The organism is Psychromonas sp. KJ10-5, from assembly GCF_055808325.1.
In genome coordinates this window covers 3,855,708-3,876,773 of sequence record NZ_CM147864.1, presented here as the reverse complement: position 1 = coordinate 3,876,773, position 21,066 = coordinate 3,855,708, and the positions used below count along the sequence as shown (strand labels likewise).

At 37.9% G+C, this 21,066-nt stretch carries 16 protein-coding genes; 7 read left to right on the top strand and 9 right to left on the bottom strand.

Translation table 11 applies throughout. From position 1 onward, the window contains the following. Window positions 1-220 precede the first annotated feature (220 nt). From AC0L3W_RS17090 to AC0L3W_RS17070, 5 genes are all read left to right on the top strand, one after another. The gene (locus tag AC0L3W_RS17090) at window positions 221-2,464 is read left to right on the top strand and encodes a peptidase U32 family protein (protein ID WP_409439987.1); all 2,244 of its coding nucleotides are present in this window, start codon (window positions 221-223) and stop codon (window positions 2,462-2,464) included. Between the two features lie 966 nt (window positions 2,465-3,430). Beyond that, a complete protein-coding gene (locus AC0L3W_RS17085) occupies window positions 3,431-5,035 on the top strand; it encodes an ABC-F family ATPase (RefSeq protein WP_409439988.1) in 1,605 nt (534 codons plus the stop codon). Window positions 5,036-5,151: 116 nt separating this feature from the next. Then, entirely contained in the window at window positions 5,152-6,372 is a 1,221-nt protein-coding gene (locus tag AC0L3W_RS17080; RefSeq protein ID WP_290039081.1) for a DEAD/DEAH box helicase, read from the top strand. Between the two features lie 316 nt (window positions 6,373-6,688). Next, window positions 6,689-7,099: a hypothetical protein gene (locus AC0L3W_RS17075; protein ID WP_290039080.1), complete on the top strand. Its 411-nt coding sequence runs from the start codon at window positions 6,689-6,691 to the stop codon at window positions 7,097-7,099. 79 nt (window positions 7,100-7,178) lie between these two features. Beyond that, the gene (locus tag AC0L3W_RS17070) at window positions 7,179-7,589 is read left to right on the top strand and encodes a hypothetical protein (RefSeq protein ID WP_290039079.1); all 411 of its coding nucleotides are present in this window, start codon (window positions 7,179-7,181) and stop codon (window positions 7,587-7,589) included. A 90-nt stretch (window positions 7,590-7,679) separates the two neighbouring features. On the opposite strand, the gene AC0L3W_RS17065 is transcribed toward AC0L3W_RS17070, so the two are convergent. The 3 genes from AC0L3W_RS17065 to ahpC all read right to left on the bottom strand — a co-directional run bounded on the left by AC0L3W_RS17065 (window position 7,680) and on the right by ahpC (window position 10,669). Beyond that, the gene (locus AC0L3W_RS17065) at window positions 7,680-7,838 is read right to left on the bottom strand and encodes a YqaE/Pmp3 family membrane protein (RefSeq protein WP_113818064.1); all 159 of its coding nucleotides are present in this window, start codon (window positions 7,836-7,838) and stop codon (window positions 7,680-7,682) included. 481 nt (window positions 7,839-8,319) lie between these two features. After that, entirely contained in the window at window positions 8,320-9,915 is a 1,596-nt protein-coding gene (gene ahpF, locus AC0L3W_RS17060; RefSeq protein ID WP_409439989.1) for an alkyl hydroperoxide reductase subunit F, read from the bottom strand. Between the two features lie 196 nt (window positions 9,916-10,111). Continuing rightward, the gene (ahpC, locus tag AC0L3W_RS17055; protein WP_473574056.1) at window positions 10,112-10,669 is read right to left on the bottom strand and encodes an alkyl hydroperoxide reductase subunit C; all 558 of its coding nucleotides are present in this window, start codon (window positions 10,667-10,669) and stop codon (window positions 10,112-10,114) included. Window positions 10,670-11,257: 588 nt separating this feature from the next. Here ahpC and proB point away from each other — a divergent pair. Continuing rightward, complete coding sequence (gene proB / locus AC0L3W_RS17050) at window positions 11,258-12,358, top strand: glutamate 5-kinase (RefSeq protein WP_290039077.1); 1,101 nt, start codon at window positions 11,258-11,260, stop codon at window positions 12,356-12,358. Window positions 12,359-12,467: 109 nt separating this feature from the next. Here proB and fruA read toward each other — a convergent pair whose 3' ends face one another. Genes fruA through fruB form a run of 3 tightly spaced genes read right to left on the bottom strand, consistent with a single transcriptional unit; the run spans window position 12,468 to window position 16,339 of the window. Further along, window positions 12,468-14,213, bottom strand: a complete 1,746-nt coding sequence (gene fruA, locus AC0L3W_RS17045; protein ID WP_290039076.1) for a PTS fructose transporter subunit IIBC — start codon at window positions 14,211-14,213, stop codon at window positions 12,468-12,470. A gap of 30 nt (window positions 14,214-14,243) precedes the next feature. Beyond that, a complete protein-coding gene (pfkB, locus tag AC0L3W_RS17040; protein WP_409439990.1) occupies window positions 14,244-15,203 on the bottom strand; it encodes a 1-phosphofructokinase in 960 nt (319 codons plus the stop codon). Between the two features lie 2 nt (window positions 15,204-15,205). Then, window positions 15,206-16,339 (bottom strand): fused PTS fructose transporter subunit IIA/HPr protein, encoded by a 1,134-nt coding sequence (fruB, locus tag AC0L3W_RS17035; RefSeq protein WP_290039074.1) that lies wholly within the window; start codon window positions 16,337-16,339, stop codon window positions 15,206-15,208. Window positions 16,340-16,603: 264 nt separating this feature from the next. Here fruB and cra point away from each other — a divergent pair, with 264 nt between their 5' ends. Then, complete coding sequence (gene cra / locus AC0L3W_RS17030; RefSeq protein ID WP_290039073.1) at window positions 16,604-17,584, top strand: catabolite repressor/activator; 981 nt, start codon at window positions 16,604-16,606, stop codon at window positions 17,582-17,584. A gap of 13 nt (window positions 17,585-17,597) precedes the next feature. On the opposite strand, the gene thiQ is transcribed toward cra, so the two are convergent. The 3 genes from thiQ to thiB are packed head-to-tail and all read right to left on the bottom strand — an operon-like array spanning window position 17,598 to window position 20,946. Further along, window positions 17,598-18,308 (bottom strand): thiamine ABC transporter ATP-binding protein, encoded by a 711-nt coding sequence (gene thiQ, locus AC0L3W_RS17025; protein WP_409439991.1) that lies wholly within the window; start codon window positions 18,306-18,308, stop codon window positions 17,598-17,600. Further along, window positions 18,301-19,923, bottom strand: coding sequence for a thiamine/thiamine pyrophosphate ABC transporter permease (gene thiP / locus AC0L3W_RS17020; protein ID WP_409439992.1), 1,623 nt, complete (start codon window positions 19,921-19,923; stop codon window positions 18,301-18,303). Before thiP ends, thiQ begins: the two co-directional genes overlap by 8 nt. A 21-nt stretch (window positions 19,924-19,944) precedes the next feature. Continuing rightward, complete coding sequence (thiB, locus tag AC0L3W_RS17015) at window positions 19,945-20,946, bottom strand: thiamine ABC transporter substrate binding subunit (protein ID WP_409439993.1); 1,002 nt, start codon at window positions 20,944-20,946, stop codon at window positions 19,945-19,947. Window positions 20,947-21,066: the final 120 nt, after the last annotated feature.

The window sequence follows — 21,066 nt, the reverse complement described above, 5'->3', positions numbered from 1 at the left end:
AAATAAAAAGTAGATAAACGTAGAAAAATAACAATTTAAAGCATTAATTTATTTACAACGCCCGCCAATATTTAAAATGGCGAATTAATTAAAATGTTGCGACATATGGAGCCGGGTAAAAGCCGCTTCAAACTCCCTTACCATCTAATGCCATAGTAAATGTAGTGATATAAAGGTAAACTCCAGCCCAAAGTAATATATTAAACAGACGGTGAATAAAATGAGTAGAAAAATTGAATTGTTAGCCCCAGGTGGTGATGTTGATGCCATTAAAGCAGCCATTATCGCGGGAGCTAATGCCATCTACTGTGGCTTAGATATTTTTAATGCTCGTAACCGTGCTGCAAACCTATCTTTTGATGAGCTAGTCGGAATAATTAAATTAGCACATGAATACCAATGTGAAGTTTTTCTGACCTTAAATATTGTTATTTTAGAGCATGAATTGCCAGCATTAACCAAGCTATTAAATCAATTAGTTAATACCGGTATTGATGGGATCATTGTGCAAGATCTTGGCTTATTTAACTTAGTTAAAAAATTCTTTCCAAGCCTACATATTCATGCTTCTACTCAGCTCACCACACATAATGAAGGTCAAGTACTGTTCCTGGCTAAAATTGGAGCAACACGTGCCAATTTATCACGTGAATTGAACCTGTCTGAAATCAAAAGTCTTACCGCATTAGCACACGATAATGATGTATTAACGGAAGTGTTTGTTCATGGCGCATTATGTATTGCTTTTTCTGGGCAATGTTATTCAAGCTCAGTAAGTGTTGGTAACTCTGGTAACCGTGGCCGTTGTAGTCAAGCTTGCCGTGATGAATATGAAGAAACCAATGCAGGTAACAAGTACCCGCTTAATTTAAAAGATAATTCAGCTTGGTTCGACTTACCTGAGTTAGTTGATGCAGGTGTCGATTCGCTAAAAATTGAAGGGCGTATTAAAGGAGCACAATACGTACATACAGTCGTTGATAGCTGGCGTCAGCAGATCAATCAATTTGTGGATACAGGCAAATTATTAGCTGATGACTCTGCGTTATATAAAGTATTTAACCGTGATTTCACTAACTCCTTCTTAAAAGGCAACTTAACCAAAGATATGTTTATCGATAACCCACGCGATAACAGCTTTACTCATGCCAATAAAAAAAGTAACGCTATTTCGGTTGTACAAATTCAAGAAGCGCAAGATATTCTACGCGATGACAAAAATAAAATAGTAGATGAAGTCGCTGCAAAAGTTGCTACCTTGAACATCGAAAAAAGTGACCTGTCACTGAGCTTCTCTGGGCAGTTAGATAAACCATTTACAGTAACTATCGTTATCGACCAAAAAACCATTGTAGTAGAATCAAACTCTAATCTGATTAAATCTGAGCAATCTGCAGTCACAGAGGAAGCCATTGCAAAACGCTTTAAAAGCTTCAAAAACAGCCGTTATAATGTTGCCGAGTTTGACTTTTCAGAATTAGATGCAGGGTTAACAATCCCATTTAAAGAGTTAACCGATGTTAAAAATAAAGTCGCTTATTACCTTAATGGTGAAAAGGAAGTTATTCCTGCTGTAACTATCCCAACATTAACATCGCACCCAAAACTCAATGAAAAACCAACCCTATCAATGTTGATCAGCGATGAAAAAGATGGCTACCTTGGCGATCTAACCGAGGCTGATATCTACTTTAAACTACCTGAAAGCTTTAAAAAACGCTGTAATAAACAGCGTGATATTTTAGCTCGTAATCCACGTTTCATTCCATGGTTCCCAGCAGTATTGATCGGTAAAGATTACATTGAAGCTGTGCGCATTTTAGAAGAATTAAAACCAGATCGTATTGTTACTAACAATACAGGTATTGCTTATAAAGCCTTTGAAATGGGTATTGAATGGATAGCTGGCCCGTTTTTAAACACCACTAACTCTTACGCACTATTAACTATGCAAGAAGAGCTAAACTGTGCAGGTGCATTTATCTCAAATGAGATTAACCGTAATCAAATTAAAAACATCAAACGTCCAGCTAACTTCAAAATGTTATACAGTATTTACCACCCTATTTTGATGATGACTAGTCGCCAATGTTTCTTCCAACAAACCGTTGGATGTAACAAACCTAGTATCGAAGATGGTTGTATGTTGAAATGTCAAAAAGCCACAACGATCACTAACGTTAAAGGCATCTCTTTTGCTGTTGATAAGCAACTAGGTGGTTATCCAAGTATTTACAACCATGAACAATTCTTAAACTTTGAAGCAATTAAAGACTTCTCAAACTTATTTGATGAATTCTTTATTGACCTAACGGATATAGGTTCAGGTTCAAAAGAGAAACAAGATAAGGCGGAGTTAATTAAATACTTTGAAGATTTCTTAGCAGGCGATCAACAAGCAGAAGTCACTGTGACAAATTTAATTCCTGTGTCGACCAATGCACAATATCAGCAAGGACTGTAAATAAAGGTAAGGAGCTATACTTATAACAGTTTATGTTTAGCTCCTTATTTTATTAACATTTTCAATTGTCTATTGCATTGCATTTTGTGGCTCTTTTTGCAGCAACTCTTTCAAAAAAGCTTTCTCATCTCTTTCTTTATGAGCACTATGCAGCTCCAATATCCCTGCTAAACCTATGAAATATAAATAAATGGGGTATAAATAAAAAGTCCAATCATAGCGGTCATCTAGGCCCAACAAGATCGTGTTTTTTGATAGGCCACACACCAATCAAGCTAAGTACCCAGCCACTACAAAAAAACCAATAAAGATAAATGAGCGTTAACCATTAGCAGCAACAGTATTTTCGAGTGCTGTTTTACCGTTTCAAATCAATGGTCGGATAATGAGCCAAGCATAAACTTTTTATCTGACTTTAATGGCTAATAATACACTGTCTTTTTTCACCCAATATATTGACTTTATTTCACTAAAAATCTCCCCCTGCAGCTCTAATCAGCCCTTGGTTAATAGTGATATACTCTTCAGTTATGATGATTTCGGATTTTTCCAGCAGGATACTGTCCGCATAGACATTAAAACAAAACCCAACACAAAAGGGGACAAATATCCCCATCACTAAAAACATAAAGATATTTCTCTTTTGATTGAATATCAGTTTTTCAGCAAAAAACTTGTGTTCCATAAAACATATTTAAACGCGATAAAAACAACTACATTAAGCGGTTAGAGACACCTATTAACAAGCTAAAAATAAAAGTACTCCTAAAATAAAAGCGTACATTTATTTTTAATCACGAAGGTATAAATAAAGCTGATTAAAAATAAACCAAAAAAACGCTGCTTTTCATCACATAATTCGATATTTTCGCTGCTTAATCTGTATACTGCCCGACCTAAATATTTCTGTAGCTTGATAATGCTATTTTGCGTATCACGCTACTCTTAACTGATGGAATCTTGATTTTGATATCTACCGCAAACATTACAATGCAATTTGGCGCTGAGCCTTTATTTGAAAACATTTCTGCCAAATTTGGTAACTACAACCGTTACGGTTTAATTGGTGCAAATGGCTGCGGAAAATCAACCTTCATGAAAATCCTAACTGGCGCACAAGAGCCAAGCGCTGGTAATGTTTCTTTAGATCCCGGCATAAGAATGGGTACCCTAAGTCAGGATCAATTTGCCTTTGAAGAATACACTGTTATTGACGCGGTGATCATGGGTGATAAAGAGCTGTGGAAAGTCAAACAAGAGCGTGACCGCATCTATAGCTTGCCAGAGATGTCAGAAGAAGATGGCATGAAAGTGGGCGAACTAGAAAGTGAGTTTGCTGAAATGGGCGGTTATACGGCAGAAAGTCGTGCTGGTGATATACTTTTAGCAGCAGGTATTGAAGAAGAGTTTCATTTTGGTTTAATGAAGCAAGTTGCGCCAGGTTGGAAACTGCGTGTGTTATTAGCACAAGCATTATTCGCTAACCCAGATTTACTATTACTGGATGAGCCAACCAATAACTTGGATATTAATACTATCAACTGGTTGTCTGACGAGTTAAACAAACGCCGCTGTACTATGATTATCATCTCGCATGACCGTCATTTCTTAAACTCAGTTTGTACACACATGGCAGATATCGATTACGGTGAATTACGTATTTACCCAGGTAACTATGAATACTTCCTGGAAGCATCGTCATTAATCCGTGAGCAACTATTATCTGAGAATGCGAAGAAAAGCGCTGAGATAGATGAACTACAAGACTTTGTAAACCGTTTTGGTGCTAACGCGTCTAAAGCGAAACAAGCAAGTTCTCGTGCTAAGAAAATGGATAAAATCAAGCTTGATGAAGTGAAGGCAACCAGCCGTCTGCATCCTTCTCTATCTTTTGACGAAGGTAAAAAAATGCATCGCCAAGCACTAGTATTAGAAGGCTTAGGCCATGGCTTTGATGAAGGGCCATTATTTATCGGTGGTGATATCATCTTAGAAGCTGGAGCTAAACTGGCAATTATTGGTGAGAATGGTGTCGGTAAAACGACCTTTATGCGTTGTTTAGTGAATGACTTACAACACAACGAAGGTGTAGTTAAGTGGTCTGAAAATGCCTCTATCGGTTACTGCCCACAAGATAGTTCAAAAGACTTTGACAACGATCTAACGTTAATGGATTGGATGGGGCAATGGCGTACAAGCAAACATAACGATTTAATGGTGCGCGGTATTTTAGGGCGTCTACTCTTTACTGATGATGACGCTAACAAAAAAGCACGTAACTGTTCAGGTGGTGAGAAAAACCGTCTGTTATTTGGTAAATTAATGATGCAAGACGTCAATGTATTAGTGATGGATGAACCTACTAATCACATGGACTTAGAAGCTATTGATGCTTTAAATAATGCCCTAAAAGAATTTAAAGGTACCTTGATTTTTGTGAGTCATGACCGTGAATTTGTATCGTCATTAGCAACACGTATTATCGATATTAAAGATAAACAAGTTATTGATTTCCAAGGTACATACAACGAATACCTAGCAAGTCAGGAAGAAGCTAAGAAATTAGCTTAATCACCTATTAGTGGAGACGGTGAGATGGTTCAATGAATCAATCACCGTTATTCAACAGAATATAACCCTATAATGGTCAGTTTAACTGGCCATTATCGTTTTAATTAGAGAAATTTATGTCATTTTCATCCCTTGGATTAAGCGATCCAATTGTACAAGCAGTCACCGAGCAAGGTTACCAAGCACCAACGCCTATTCAAGAAAAGGCAATTCCTAAAGTGTTAGCAGGCAAGAATGTCATTGCAGCAGCACAAACAGGGACCGGTAAAACAGCCAGCTTTGTATTACCTATTTTACAAAAATTAATTGATGCGCCAATAGTTCGCCCTAAACGTGTTCATGCAATTATTTTGACGCCAACACGTGAACTTGCTATTCAAGTTGAAGAGAACATTCAACATTACGCTAAACATATCAATATTAGCTCAATGGCTATGTATGGCGGTATCGACATCGAACCACAGAAGCAACGCTTGATTGATGGCGTAGATATACTTGTTGCTACACCAGGCCGTTTATTGGATATGTACACACGCCGTGCTATTCATTTTGATGAAACCACTATTTTAGTCATCGATGAAGCTGACCGTATGTTAGATATGGGCTTTATTAGCGACATTAATAAAGTGGTTGAAAAGTTACCAGAGCAACGTCAAAACCTATTATTTTCAGCAACCCTATCAAAGCAAGTCCGTTTCCTTGCAAGAACAGCAGTAACAGATGCCGTTGAGATTTCAATAGCACCTGAAAATGTCACCGTGCCGAAGATTGAGCAACATTTAATTACCGTCGATAAAGAGTTTAAATCGGCATTATTAAGTCATTTAATTCATGACAATAAATGGCAACAAGCGTTGATTTTCATCGAAACGAAACGTGGTGCAGCTAAATTAGTGAGCCAGCTAGAAAAGCGTGAGATTGCAGCAGAATCTTTCCATAGTGGTCGTAGCCAAGCGATGCGAGAACAATTAATGGAGGAATTTAAAGCAGGTAAAATACAATTCTTAGTGGCAACGGGTATTGCGGCACGTGGCATTGATATTGATGATTTAGAACGCGTGATCAACTACGATTTACCTGATGAAGCTGAAGATTACGTACATCGCATTGGTCGTACAGGTCGTGCAGGGGCTGCTGGCGAAGCGATTTCATTAGTCTCGCGAGATGATTTCCGTAACTTATGCGCCATTGAACAACACCTAGGTTACTTTATTAAACGTGAAGTGATTGAAGGATTTGAGCCTAAATTAGTTGTGCCTAACTCAGATGCCGCTTATGCACCTAAAAAAGCACAAAAAGGCCGTCGTCGCCAATCATCAAAACGTCCAAATAAATAATCTTTATTGAAAGGGATTGAGTCACGATCTAGTTAAATAATTTCATAACCAGTAGCTTAAAAAGTGACTTAACCAAAATATGAATCAGTTGCGTCCCCTATGTGTCGCAACTACTATTCTCTACTTACCCAATCAGTCAGCTATCCCATTAACAATAATTCAAAGCAGATAACTTAATAATAAATATAACTTTTATTAATCATCACTGGATTTCCCATTTATTCTAATTAAATTTCAAAATTGTGAAATTAAATTGAATAGCGCTAGGTCTTTATTAATTCCAAACTAAAATTTTTAAAAATCTAAGGAAAACCTAATGTCACAAGCTTTATCAACGGATACAAAAAGTCGTCTGCAATGTGCTCTATTAGCACTGCGTTTAGGTGTGTTTATCGTTATGTTCATGTGGACTATGGATAAATTCGTGAATCCAGCTCATAGTGCAAAAGTATTTGAAATATTTTACGGTGTAAGCTCAAGCACACTTGCAGTTTATATACTAGGAGCAGTGCAACTGGTATTAGTATTAGCTTTCTTAGGTGGGATTAAAAAACGCCTAACTTACGGTTTAATTTTCATTTTACATGGTGCATCAACTTTATCAGCTTACAACCAGTACATGGATGGCTTTAATAATCTACTGTTCTTTGCAGCTTGGCCAATGTGGGCAGCTTGTTTTGCACTTTATTTACTACGTGATGAAGATGTAAAGTTCACTATTAAGTAAGATATCGCACTAATAACAACCCAGCCTTGACGCTGGGTTTTTTATTGATATATCGATACTTTTAACCAAGGAAGTTTTAATGTCTCAATCTATTTCCCCCGTATTAATAAATCGTCTACAAACTAGCTTATTCTCACTGCGTTTAGGTGTTTTCATTGTTATGTTTGTTTGGACCATGGATAAATTTGTAAATCCCGGTCACTCAGTTGTGGTATTTGAAAAGTATTATGGACTAGGTAGTAGTGACTTAATCAGTTACCTAATCGGATCCTTACAATTGCTTTTAGTATTAGCTTTTGTAGCAGGTATTAAGAAACGCTTTACTTATGGACTGATTTTTTTAATGCACGGTGGTTCAACACTTTCTGCTTTTGCAAAATATGCAGATCCGTTTAACAGCTTGCTGTTTTTTGCAGCTTGGCCGATGTGGGCTGCGTGCTTTGCCTTGTACCTATTACGCGATGCAGATGTAAAGTTCACGATTAAATAATAGGAAACCTAAATATAAAAACAAAAATGCCTCAGCCATAAGATGACTGAGGCATTTTTATAACGAGACCTTAACCTTAAGTTATTAGACCTAACGCGTCGTCACCCATAAAGCATGTATAATCCCCGGAACCCAGAAGAAAATACTTAAAATTAAGTTAATTAGAAAATCTTTTCCTAATCCAAACTTCAACAATACCGCCAGTGGTGGTAAGAAAATACAAATAATAATATTTATTAGCTGATTCAAAATATCCTCCTGAATTTAAAGTAATCATTTTATCTACAATATCATAACCACAGCTATGTGCTAAATTTTTCGTTTTTAATCAAAGTGCAAGCCTAAACCTAGAGAAATAACTCTAAAATTGCACAAGCACTCTTTGTGGCCAGACTTTTGAACTGAGTCTGCCTTAGCTATAAACACGCACTGATATTATGTTTGGAGTGAGTAACAAGTAAAGCGTTAAAGAATTAATGACGTCGAAGAGGATAGATGAACACCAATTTAAATAAGTATTCTAAATTTTGCGCAGGAGAAATGACTTAGTTTAAGACGTAAATGAAATATTCTAAAGATTAACTCTTTAATTTTCTGCCAGGAAATTAACGAAAAGACGATGAATGAGTCTAACTGATATAAAACAAAAAAGGCCAAATACATAGTAGTTGGCCTGTTGTTATAATTAGCCACTTTGTTAAGTGGCTATAACAAAAACTGTTATTGTAAATTAAGCGACTTCAGCGACTTTTGTTACTGGAGCTGGGGTTCTAATTAAGTGGTCAAATGCACTTAAGCTTGCCTTAGAACCTTCACCCATTGCAATGATAATCTGCTTGTAAGGAACCGTTGTTACATCACCTGCAGCGAATACACCTGGTAATGACGTTTCACCTTTTGCATTCACTTCGATTTCACCACGTGGTGATAAAGCAACACCGCTATCTTTTAAGAAATCACTGTTTGGCACTAGACCGATTTGCACAAAGATACCTGATAGTTCAACTTCGTGTTCTTGGTTGCTAACACGGTCAAGGTATTTAAGTGAAGTAACACGAGTACCATCTCCAACCACTTCGGTTGTTTGTGCACTTTTAACAATGTCGATATTAGCAATACTGTTTGCTTTATCTACTAATACTTGGTCTGCACGTAATGTATCAGCAAACTCTAAAACAGTTACGTGCGCTACGATACCAGCTAGGTCGATTGCCGCTTCAATACCTGAGTTACCACCACCAATTACCGCTACTTTTTTACCTTTGAATAATGGACCGTCACAGTGAGGACAGTAAGCAACACCTTTATTGCTGTATTCTTGTTCACCAGGTACGTTCATTTTTCTCCAACGAGCACCTGTTGATAAGATAACGCTACGGCTTTTTAATGTTGCACCGCTTTCTAATGAAACGTGGATGTAACCATCTTCTGTTTTTTCTGCAGCAACAACTGAGTCAGCACGTTGCTCATTCATGATATCTACATCGTATTCTTTAACGTGTTCTTCAAGAGCAGCAGCTAATTTAGGACCTTGAGTCTCTTTTACAGAGATAAAGTTTTCAATCGCCATTGTATCCATTACTTGTCCGCCGAAACGTTCAGCAACAACACCAGTACGAATACCTTTACGAGCAGCGTAAATAGCTGCAGATGCACCTGCAGGACCACCACCAACAACGAGTACTTCATATGGTTCTTTTTCATTTAACGCCGCAGCTTGTTTTTTCGCAGCCCCCGTATCAACTTTACTTAAGATTTCAGTTAATGTGATACGGCCCTGTGTAAATACTTCACCGTTTAAGTATACGCTTGGTACAGCCATGATGTTACGCTCTGCAACTTCGTCTTGAAACGCACCACCATCAATCATAGTCGCTTTGATGTTTGGGTTAATTGCAGCCATCATGTTTAATGCTTGTACAACATCAGGACAGTTCTGACAGCTTAGAGAGATGAATACTTCAAAGTTAAACTCCCCTTCAAGGTTGCGTACTTGCTCAATCACTTCTGCATCAATTTTCATTGGGTGACCACCAGTATGCAATAATGCTAATACTAACGATGTGAATTCGTGACCCATTGGTAAACCAGCGAAACCGATAGCTGTATTTTTCGTTGGATTAACCACTTGCATGATTGGTTTACGAGTACTTGCAGATTGATCTTCAACTACAGATACTTTATCATGCAATGATGCAATATCAGTTGCCAGTGTTTTCAGTTTTTTAGCAGTTTCACTGTCATCAAGACTAAGAACAAGTTTTACTTCAGTTTTTAAGTTGTCTAAGTACGCTTTTAATTGCGTCTTCATATTTTGGTCTAACATAATCCCACCTTTGTAATTTTTTATAGCTGTGTTTGTGCACGTTTAGTAAAAAACGTGAGTAAGCAAATTGGTTAATTTAAAAATCGACTCTCTCGTCAATAAGGCTTTATAAAAATCTATTTTTAAATGACCTCAGTCTTGCAGACTAAGGTCTATTTAGTGCTAAGCAACAAACAAGTTACTTAGCTTTTTAGACTTAGATTTTACCTACTAGGTCTAAAGAAGGAGCTAGAGTTTCTTCACCTTCTTTCCATTTTGCTGGACATACTTCACCTGGGTGAGCAGCAACATATTGAGCAGCTTTAACTTTACGTAGTAAGTCTTCAGCGTCACGGCCAATACCTTCAGCAGTGATTTCCATTGCTTGGATTGTACCTTCTGGATCGATTAGGAATGTAGCACGGTCTGCAAGGCCTTGACCTTCACGCATAACGTTGAAGTTATTTGTGATGTTACCTGATTGGTCACCAACCATGAAGTAGTTGATTTTACCAATAGTCTCTGAACTGTCGTGCCATGCTTTGTGAGTGAAGTGAGTATCAGTTGATACAGAGAAAACTTCTACGCCACGCTTTTGTAATTCTTCGTAGTGATCAGCAACGTCACCTAATTCAGTAGGACATACAAAAGTAAAGTCAGCTGGGTAGAAGAAAAAGATAGACCATTTACCTAGTACGTCTTTTTCTGAAATTTCTACGAACTCACCAGATTTAAAAGCACTTGCGTTGAATGGTTTCAATTTAGTATTGATCATTTTGATATTCCTATTAAGTTTGGGTTATTTACTTTTTGAACTCGTTCCTCGAGTCCATGAGAAGCATTATGTAGTAAAAATCTCAATAGGTAAAATTGTTAGTTTCAATTAGTTTAATAGCCAATGACTATTTTTTGTTTTTAATAGGTTTTTGAAGGTGAGCGCTAAAGTATAAAATAAAAGTACGACAATCAAAAGTAGATTTATAATAAAGCCTGAACTTTCCAAGGTATAACGAGTCTATTTCCTGTGACTAAAAATTAAACAAAAAGTTGTTATAAATATGTTACACTAGATTTGATTACATATTTAAGACTCTTTTTTTTATGTAATTAATCTTTGAATCAACCTAGTAAGGCAGGACATAAAATAATGGCTCTCATGAGAAATTATCGTATATCAACAAACCTTCCCCCTCCAAGATCCACCCGTTCCTAAAACACAATCTAACAAACTAATTATCCGAATAGAGCTATGAAATTGCTGATTTAACATAGTTATCTAAAGCAGTTAATCGCTTCTTACTCTTGCGATTAATGTTGTATATAAGAATAAAGAGTAATGCAGTAAAAAGCTAAAAGAGAAAATATGAAAAATCATAAGTGGAATCGAATTGTATTAAAAGTTGGTAGTGCACTAATAGCCCCTGAAAGAAAAGGCTGCAGTTCTCGTTACCTATTACATATCGCCAAATTTATTTTACAATGCCGAGACAGAGGCACAGAAGTCATCCTGGTATCTTCAGGCTCAGTAGCCGCAGGCGCTCACTTCTTTGGCAACATTGACAAGCCTTCATTACCAATAAAAAAAGCGATGGCTGCAGCCGGTCAAAACGAGATGATGGCTGCTTGGGATCGTTTCTTTGATTTCCCTTCTGCACAAATTTTATTAACTCACGGTGACTTCCAAGACCGTGAACGTTACGACAGTGTACGTGAAACTATTTTTGCATTACTTGACCATGGTATTTTACCGGTAGTAAATGAAAATGATGTAGTAACAACTGACGCATTAAAAGTAGGCGATAACGACAATCTATCTGCAATGGTAGCCGCAGCGGCGGATGCAGATGCTTTAATTATCTGCTCAGATATCGATGGTCTATACGATAAAAATCCGCATACTAATGACGATGCGGTAATGATTAAAAACGTTAATACTATCGACCAAAGTATTTTCGATATGGCCGGTGGCGCACATAGCAGTGTAGGTACTGGTGGTATGCAAACTAAAATAGAAGCTGCAGAAAAAGCAACATCACATGGTTTAACCACTTACATCATTAACGGCTTTAAAGAGCACTCTTTTGAACAATTAATATTAGGTAAAAATCCAGGTACTATTTTTGCCCCTTATGCGAAACCAATGGAAGAAGACTTACATTGGATGACACATACATCAAAAGCTCAAGGCGAAGTCGTTATTGAAGATGGATTTGAATACCCACTCGATGAACATTGTGACCAACTAACTAGTAATGAAATCCTTGAGGTTCATGGGGAATTCTCTGCGGGTGATACGATATTAATCCGAAGTGACGATGGTAAACACGTAGCGAAAGCAGAAGCAAACTACAGTAGTTGCTTACTTAACTATATTACTGAAGATGAAAGCGACTCGCATCACCAAACGGGTCCATTAGTTTCTGATAAAAACATCGCAGTACTAGAACACGAATCAGCAGATTAATTGCAACATTAAGTTGGTTGATTAAAAAAGGGGGATAACGATCTTAATCGTTATCCCCCTTTTTAGTTTTATCAATCTAATTTATAGCAATCACACTTATTTAATATGATTATGCACTAGCGGCTTTAACATCCGCTTTATTTTTTAAAAAAGCATAAGTAAAACCAGTCACTAATGTCCCTGCGGCAATCGCTACCAAATACATTAATACAGGTGTAATTGCGTTTGGAATAAGTAGTACAAACAATCCACCATGAGGTGCTAATAACTGCGCACCGAATAACATAGATAAACCACCAGTAATTGCGCCACCTAACATACAGCTTGGAATCACGCGCATTGGATCTTTAGCTGCAAATGGAATCGCACCTTCAGAAATAAAACATAACCCTAATACAAAAGAGGCTTTACCTGCTTCTTGTTCAGTGGCAATAAACTTTTGTTTCGCTAAGAAAGTCGCTAAGCCCATCCCTAAAGCAGGTACCATACCCGCCGCCATAATAGCAGCCATTGGCCCATATGACTGAGATGCTAACAAACCAACACCAAAGGTGTAAGCTGCTTTATTAACTGGACCACCTAGGTCAAAACACATCATACAACCTAGTACTATGCCTAATAGCACCGCATTTGTTGAGCCCATATTAGTCAAAAAGTCAGTTAATGCGGCCATAATTGCAGCCACCGGACCACCAACGATATAAATCATCACTAGACCTGTAACTAAACTCGCTAAAAACGGAATAATTAAAATAGGTTTCAATGCTTCCATAGATTGCGGTAGTGATACCTTGTCAGCAATAAACTTAGCCGCATAACCTGCAATAAAACCAGCAGCAATCCCGCCAAGGAAACCAGCACCTAATTGACTCGCTAACATACCTCCAATTAATCCAGGTGCCAATCCAGGTCTGTCAGCAATTGAAAAGGCAATAAACCCTGCTAAAACTGGAATCATTAACGCAAAGGCTGCACCGCCACCTATATCCATTAGTGTTGCAGCTAAAGTCCCCTCTTCTTTAAAGGCTTCAATACCAAAGACAAAGGACAAGGCAATTAATAAACCACCTGCAATAACCACAGGCAGCATATGCGAAACACCTGTCATTAGATGTTTATAAGCACCTTTTTTCTCTTCTGTAGCAGTATTGCTTGAGTTACCCGTTCCTTTATAAATACTCGCTTCAGCAAACGCTTTATCGATCTCTTGTTGAGTCTTCTTTAGGGCAAGGCTTGTACTGGTTTTATATAAACGTTTGCCATTAAAACGATCTAAAGACACTTCAATATCTGCAGCAATAATAACTAAATCAGCAGAACTGATGTCCTGATCAGTTAATTGATTTTTTGCTCCTACCGAGCCACGTGTTTCGACTTTAATACTAAAACCTTGACGCTTCGCTTCTGCTTCTAATGCTTCCGCAGCCATAAAGGTATGTGCAACACCCGTAGGACAAGCGGTAATAGCAACAATATGTTTCACACTATCAGTTTCAGAAAGTGAAGATGAAGGTGCAGAAATTTCAGTTACTTGTGTTGCATCCAATACCGTTAATTTAGTTAATGCTGTCTCTAACCATAATGTTGCGTCACTAGTGCATTCTGAAATATCTCCTTGATACACTTTTTTACCTAGAAAACGGCTGTTATCGATTTCGCCATTACTAACAATCAACACAGCGTCAGCATCAGCAATTTGTTGCTCAGTTAACACCTCAACAGGCAACACAGTTGACTGGCATTCAATCACTGCTTCTATATTTAATGTTTGAGCCGCTTTTTTTAATAAAGCCGCAGCAATAATGCTATTTGCAACACCACTTGGGCAAGCAGTTACCATCACTATATTTTTCATAATCAATCCTTAACTCAGTTTCTAAAACTATTAAAAAAGGTTATTTAACGTTACTTTTTTTTGTAGTTCAGTAACGGTTTCAATACTTTCTATCCCTACGCCAACTTGCGAAACAGCCAAAGCTGAAAGAGCAGTAGCAAAGGATAAAGTCTGTTCTGGCTGCCATGCCTGTAAATGTCCCCAGCACAAACCAGCCACTAGGGTATCGCCGGCTCCAACCGTGCTAACGACACTCATTTTAGGCGGTTGGGCAAAACGCCACTGAAGTTCCTGTTTGTCCTTAGCTAGCCACATCACTCCTTTTTCTCCCAATGAAACCACTACATTATCAATCCCTTTAGCCGCTAAATTCTCGGCAGCTTGTTGGCAAGCCTGCGCAGAAGCAAGCTTTGTCCCTACTAATTCAGATAATTCTTCATCATTAGGTTTAATTAACCAAGGTTGTGCTGTTAACCCAGCAACTAATGCAGCACGGCTACTATCAAAAATGACTTTTTTACCCATGTCATGGAGCTTTTTAATCCAGCTTGCACACAATTCTGGTGTAATACCGGTCGGTAGGCTTCCGGCTAACACAAAAAAGTGATGTGTTTCTGCTAGCGCCCATAAATTTGTTTCAAATTCAGAGATAGCTTGTGCAGTTACCTTCACACCGGGAAAGTTGATATCGCTGACCTGACCACTTTCTTCTACTAATTTCACGTTAATACGTGTAGCGCCATCTACGCGAATAAACTGATCTTGTGCATTCATTTCTTCAAATAAAGTACAAAATAAAGCATCATTATCGCGCCCTAAAAAACCAGTTACCGTAACGTCAGCACCTAAGTCTGAAAGTACTCTAGCAACATTGACACCTTTACCAGCTGCATGGAGTGAACCTTGATGTGCTAGATTTACTGTCCCTAGATTCAATTCACTTACACTACCCGTTAGATCTAATGCTGGGTTCAAAGTGATGGTTACTACTTTATTATTTGAGCCACTCATTTTTATCCCTCGCTTAATCCAGATGTAATGGCTTCACCGATCGCTTTTAATGCTGCCGATGCATCATCACCGTCAACGGTAAATTGCAACCTATCTCCATATTTAACGCCTAGTCCAATGACCTTCATCAAGCTTTTAGCGTTAACTGATTTTGGCTCACCATCTAGGTTTTTAACCATAATATTGGCGTTAAATAATTTAGCTGTAGCCACTAACATTGCACTTGGACGAGCATGTAACCCATGAGTATTATTGATCTTAAATGTGTCGCTCAATGCTCCATCAGTTGTGGTTTCAACGTGCTCATTTACAGTAAAATATTCGATTAATTTATCTGGAGAACTAGCTAACAACTGCGCTTGTTGTTGTTCAAAAATACAAGTGCTTAGCGCCTTTAAAAAAGCATGATGTGCTTGGTTGCATGCCGCAATAGCAATCAAACCTTTCACTTCTTTACCATTTACATTACACAGTTCATTCGTTGTCACAAAAGCCATCGCAGAACGTTTAACGGCTTTATTCTCGCTAACAAGCCATAAGCCGTTGCCCAAATGAGTTGGTTCTTTAACGACTAACTCTGCAACAAACTGGTTATCCACAGCACCTTGTTTTTTTAATAAACCACCAGCAACCGCAGTTATTTCGATTATGTCTGTCGCTGGAAAATTTAATTGAATAAGCTGTTGATTGAAATCAGCCTCAAATTGCACGTCACCATTTAATAACGAAATAATGTCTTCTTTATTGGTTGCAGCTTTTAGTTTCTCTTCTACCCCATCAACGGATAACACCTTGGTTAACTGCTTCAAGATATCTAAATGTTCATCGGATTTAGCAGCGATACCAATCGCTACATAAACTAAGTTGTTATCTCCCCAATTAACTCCATTGGGGAAGTGATGAATTACTACGCCAGTTTGATTAACTAAAGATCGGGTATCGGTTGTGCCATGTGGGATGGCAATACCGTTACCTAAGAATGTTGAGTTTTGTAACTCTCGATTTAGCATACCGTCCACATAGTCCGCAGTAACTAAATCTCGGTTATTCATCTGCTTTGCAATCGCTTTAATAGCAGCTATTTTATCCTTAGCAACCTGCGCCATGGTAATGTCGTTATTGGTTAGTTTCAGCATCAACCTGAACCTCTCACTTTTTATTTATAAAATTAACCATTACACTTTCGCCTAACTGAATCGATTCAGCAAATAGTGTAAAAAAATTCAGTTAAGTTAATTAACCAGCTAAAAACACGTTATAAAATCGCTCTTTTAAAAAGTTAAAAACACAACTGAATCGTTTCAGCTTTTATACTGAATCGATTCAGCGTATAATGCAACCAGTTAATAAAAAAGATCGTCATAAATATGATCTTACCGACAAAATTAAGGATCTTCACAATGACATTAGATAAAATTGCAAAACTAGCAGGTGTTTCAAAAACCACTGCCAGTTATGTCATTAACGGTAAAGCAAAGCAGTATCGAATCAGTGAAAAGACCCAATTAAAAGTCATGACTGTAGTTAATGAACATAACTATAGCCCAGATCATGCAGCCTCTTCTTTACGCGCAGGCAGCAGTCGCTCCTTTGGTTTAATTATTCCAGATCTTGAAAACAGCAGTTATACCAAGCTCGCAAAACTATTAGAATATAACTCCCGTAAAGCTGGATACCAAATTCTCATTGGCTGTTCCGACGACGATCCAGAGACTGAAAAGAACTTGGTAAAGGCATTACTAAGCCGTCGTATCGATGCGTTATTTGTGGCTAGTTCATTAGCCAATAGCAGTGATTACTATCTTCCTATTCAACAACAAGGCACTCCAATCATCGCCATTGACCGAGCTTTAGATGATGAGCATTTTGGATGTGTGATCAGCGAAGACTTTGATGGCGCTTATGAGTTAACCGCTTCTTTAATTTCAAAAGATGTAAAAACAATTGGTTTAATTGGGGCATTACCTAACCTTAATATTTCTCGACAACGTCATGCCGGTTTTGAAGCACAAGTAAAAGAGCGAGGTTTAATAGCTGTTAGTGGTTATGGTGATAACTTTAATAGTGAGTCAGGCAAAGCTATTTTAAGTACATGGATGGCAGAAAATAAATTGCCAGATGCAATTATTGTGACTTCTTATACTTTATTGGAAGGTATTTTGGATGTGTTAATTGAACAACCAACACTAATGGATAAGCTGAAACTAGGGACTTTTGGTGATAACCGATTACTCGACTTCTTACCTATTAAAATTAACTCATTACCTCAACAATTTGAGTTAATTGCAGACAGTGCATTAGCATTAGCACTGAATGCATCAGCTAAACGTTACCAAGCTGGCGTAGAATTAATAGCAAGAAAGATAATACTCCGTCGATAAAGCCGAACATGATTTATTGATTGACCTCTGCACTCAAAAAGCTAGCAAGACTGATGTTTTGATGGCTGGTATTTAAGTTTGCTATCTTTTCAACGTTTAATGCTTTGCCTTGATCTACAAAAATAAAGTCCGATGCAATAGCTCGTGCATCATCAATATGATGTGTCACCATTAATATAGTGACACCTTCAGATTCGGCTAACGATTTTACATGCTCTAACATTGACACACGTAAAATGGGATCTAATGCCGAAAAAGGTTCATCCAATAATAAAATAGGTTTATGTTGAGCAAAACAGCGAGCAAGCGCTACACGCTGCTGCTCTCCACCGGATAACTGCGCAGGAAAACGTTCTAATAAATCCTCAACTCCGACCTGTAGCGCAGCAGTTTGCAAACGTTTCTGATGTTGTTCATTGAGTTTTAACCCTGGGTGTAGCCCTAAACCAATATTATCGTAGGCTGATAAGTGACTAAACAGGTTATTATTTTGGAATAGAATAGACAATGGTCGCTGATGCGGAGCACGCTGTAATATTGATTTTCCATTAATCGCTATATCCCCTTTAACAGGATCAATGAAGCCAGTTAATAAATTGAGTAAAGTACTTTTACCTGCACCACTGGGCCCTAAAATAGCGACGATGCTGGCCTCTTTAATATTCAGATCAAACGTAAAGTTTTGTTGCTGATAGTGATAATAGACTTGTGAAAACTCAATCATGCTTTGCTCTTTTTGTCTGGGGTGTTGCCTCTTTAAATAGACTTTCAATCACTATAAAGGTCCCCACACTTAATATTAATAAAACCAATGAAACGACAGCAGCAGAGTCTAACTGATAACTCCCCAGAAGCTGAAATAAATACAAGGGCAATGTACTGAAAGAATGACTACCAAATAACGCAATCGCACTTAAATCGCCGATAGATAATACAAAGCTCAAAGACATAGCCTGCAAGATGGGACGTTTTAGTGATTTCCATTCCACCCAGTAAATACGGTACAACGAAAAAATACCTAAGCTACGGCATAAAAGTTCGTACTTCTGAGCATTTTGTAACATAGGGACCGCTAAACTTTTAAGCGTGAAAGGCAAAGCCATCAATGCGTTCACAGCAATAACAATATACAAAGACAGGGAAGAAAAGCTAGAGAATTCGCGTAACAGTAAAAACAAACCAGTACTAATCACTAGCCCCGGAGTCACCAAGATAATAGTGGCTAACATCTCTATTTTATCTGCTCGGTTATTCAGCCCAACTAAACGCCATTGACGACTTGCTAAAAGAATAAAAAAAGCAAAAACAACTGCAATCAAACCAGCAAAAATAGCAATCATAATTGAATTCTTTAAGGCAAGCCAAAACCCTAGATCTGCAATGACGCCCCAAATTTTGGGGTTAATACCTGAGATAAGTACCATGGCTAAAGGGGGGACAACTAATAGTGCAATAAATACAATCCAAAACATATCCCAGCACTTAGATAAAAAAGTATCATGAGGAAACGTATTGGTTGTGCCTTGAAAGTTGGTACTCAATAATGCAGAGCGAGAAATCTTTTGAATAAATATCGCTAATATCGCACATAAACAGATTTGCCATAGCGCCAATAAAGCTCCTGCTTGTAAATCAAAATCAAATTTTATCGCTTGATAGATAGCCAACTCGATAGTGGTTGATTTAGGCCCGCCACCGAGTGTCATAACCGTCGCAAAGCTGGTAAAACAAAGCATAAAGATTAAACCGGCGGCATGGGGAATTTGCCCTGCAATGTAAGGCCACTCGACTAAGCGAAATTTATTCCAATGTTTTAAGCCTAAATGACTAGCCAGTTGATGTTGTTTCTCGGGGATAGAGTTTAAGCCTTGTAAGAAGAGACGACAGGCAAAGGGTAAATTAAAGAAAACATGTGCTAATAAAATACCATTCAAACCAAAGATAGAAAAAGGTAGGTTTATTTCAAAATACGCAAACACGTTGGCTAATAAACCGCTGTTGCCGTAAATGGCAAGAATACCAAATACAGCAACAAGCACAGGTAACACTAAAGTTGTCGCTAGTAGCTTCAGTAAAAAGTTTTTCCCCAAAAATGTTCGTCTTGAGAGAGTATGACTTATGGGTATCGCTAACACTACGCTTAACAGAGTAGATAGAAATGCCTGATAAAAGCTAAATTTAGTGATGTGCCTGTAATAGCTATCTGACCAGATCATAGCGAGATCTAGGTCAGATGAATGTGTTAATAAAGTACCGACGGCCATCGACACAAACAAAAAAATGCCAAAAGAGAGTAACAACCCAGGTATTTGAACCTTTTTAATCTGTTTCAGTATCACTCGATGACCTTAGCTAACCGCTTATTCGGTTAAAGACGTTAACCACTCTCTTGTCCATGCTTTACGATATTTATCTACTTGCTCACTATCGCAAGTTAACATTTTAACTGGCAATGTTAACTGCTCGAACTCAGTAGGTAAAAGTACGTTAGTGACAGGGTACATCCAGTTTCCTGTTGCAATTTCAGATTGGAAGGCATCACTCAACATAAAACTCATAAAAGTTGTCGCCAATTTTTTGTGTTTTGTATTTTTCACAATGGCAGCGACTTCCACTTGACGATAATGACCTTCACTAAAACTAGCAGCTACATATTGTTGCTTACCTTCAGCAATAATATGGTACGCAGGTGATGTGGTATAAGACAGCACCATATCAGCTTCACCTTTTAAAAACATGCTGTATGACTCAGACCAGCCTTTTGTCACGGTTACCGTTTTAGCAGCTAGCTTTTTCCAAGCCTCTGGTGCTTTTTCACCATAAATAGTCTTCAGCCACAGCATAAAACCCAATCCAGGCGTTGAAGTACGTGGATCTTGATAAATAATTTTAAGATCATCGCGTTCTTCCACTAACTCTTTCATGCTTTTAGGAGGATTTTTTAATTTTTCACTGTTGTAAATAAAGGCAAAATAGCCATAATCGAAAGGCACAAACGTATCATCTTTCCAGCCGTCTTCTACATTCACTCGTCCCAAGTCAATATTATGCTTAGCCAGTAAATTACTTTTTTTAGCGGTAGCCATTAAACTATCGTCTAACCCTAATAAAATATCTGCTTCGCTACTTTTACCTTCTAAGCGCAAACGATTGAGGATTGTGACACCATCATCTAAGGCAATAAACTCCAGGTCACAGTTACAAAACTTTTCAAAAGAGGCTTCAATTTTAGGCCCAGGCCCCCATTCAGAAGCAAAAGAGCTGTAAGTATAAACCGTTAGTTTTTCTTGAGCAGAAGCAGCCAACGTAGGTGTTGCCATCAAAGTCCCTGATATTAATAACGTTGTTAATTTCTTTTTCACTATGTCATCCATTTATAGTTAAGTAGAGAAAGTCGACGTTTGAGTCGAAGCATACTATGACCCATTATTACCTTAGAGCCAACAGGCGTGCATTGTGATTGATTACATTTCTATGAGCAA

What these genes read in the sequence shown, in the direction of transcription:
- AC0L3W_RS17090 (WP_409439987.1), top strand. Translation starts at nt 221, where the DNA reads ATGAGTAGAAAAATTGAATTGTTAGCCCCAGGTGGTGATGTTGATGCC.
- AC0L3W_RS17080 (WP_290039081.1), top strand. Translation starts at nt 5,152, where the DNA reads ATGTCATTTTCATCCCTTGGATTAAGCGATCCAATTGTACAAGCAGTC.
- AC0L3W_RS17075 (WP_290039080.1), top strand. Translation starts at nt 6,689, where the DNA reads ATGTCACAAGCTTTATCAACGGATACAAAAAGTCGTCTGCAATGTGCT.
- AC0L3W_RS17070 (WP_290039079.1), top strand. Translation starts at nt 7,179, where the DNA reads ATGTCTCAATCTATTTCCCCCGTATTAATAAATCGTCTACAAACTAGC.
- ahpF (WP_409439989.1), bottom strand. Translation starts at nt 9,915, where the DNA reads ATGTTAGACCAAAATATGAAGACGCAATTAAAAGCGTACTTAGACAAC.
- ahpC (WP_473574056.1), bottom strand. Translation starts at nt 10,669, where the DNA reads ATGATCAATACTAAATTGAAACCATTCAACGCAAGTGCTTTTAAATCT.
- proB (WP_290039077.1), top strand. Translation starts at nt 11,258, where the DNA reads ATGAAAAATCATAAGTGGAATCGAATTGTATTAAAAGTTGGTAGTGCA.
- fruA (WP_290039076.1), bottom strand. Translation starts at nt 14,213, where the DNA reads ATGAAAAATATAGTGATGGTAACTGCTTGCCCAAGTGGTGTTGCAAAT.
- pfkB (WP_409439990.1), bottom strand. Translation starts at nt 15,203, where the DNA reads ATGAGTGGCTCAAATAATAAAGTAGTAACCATCACTTTGAACCCAGCA.
- fruB (WP_290039074.1), bottom strand. Translation starts at nt 16,339, where the DNA reads ATGCTGAAACTAACCAATAACGACATTACCATGGCGCAGGTTGCTAAG.
- cra (WP_290039073.1), top strand. Translation starts at nt 16,604, where the DNA reads ATGACATTAGATAAAATTGCAAAACTAGCAGGTGTTTCAAAAACCACT.
- thiQ (WP_409439991.1), bottom strand. Translation starts at nt 18,308, where the DNA reads ATGATTGAGTTTTCACAAGTCTATTATCACTATCAGCAACAAAACTTT.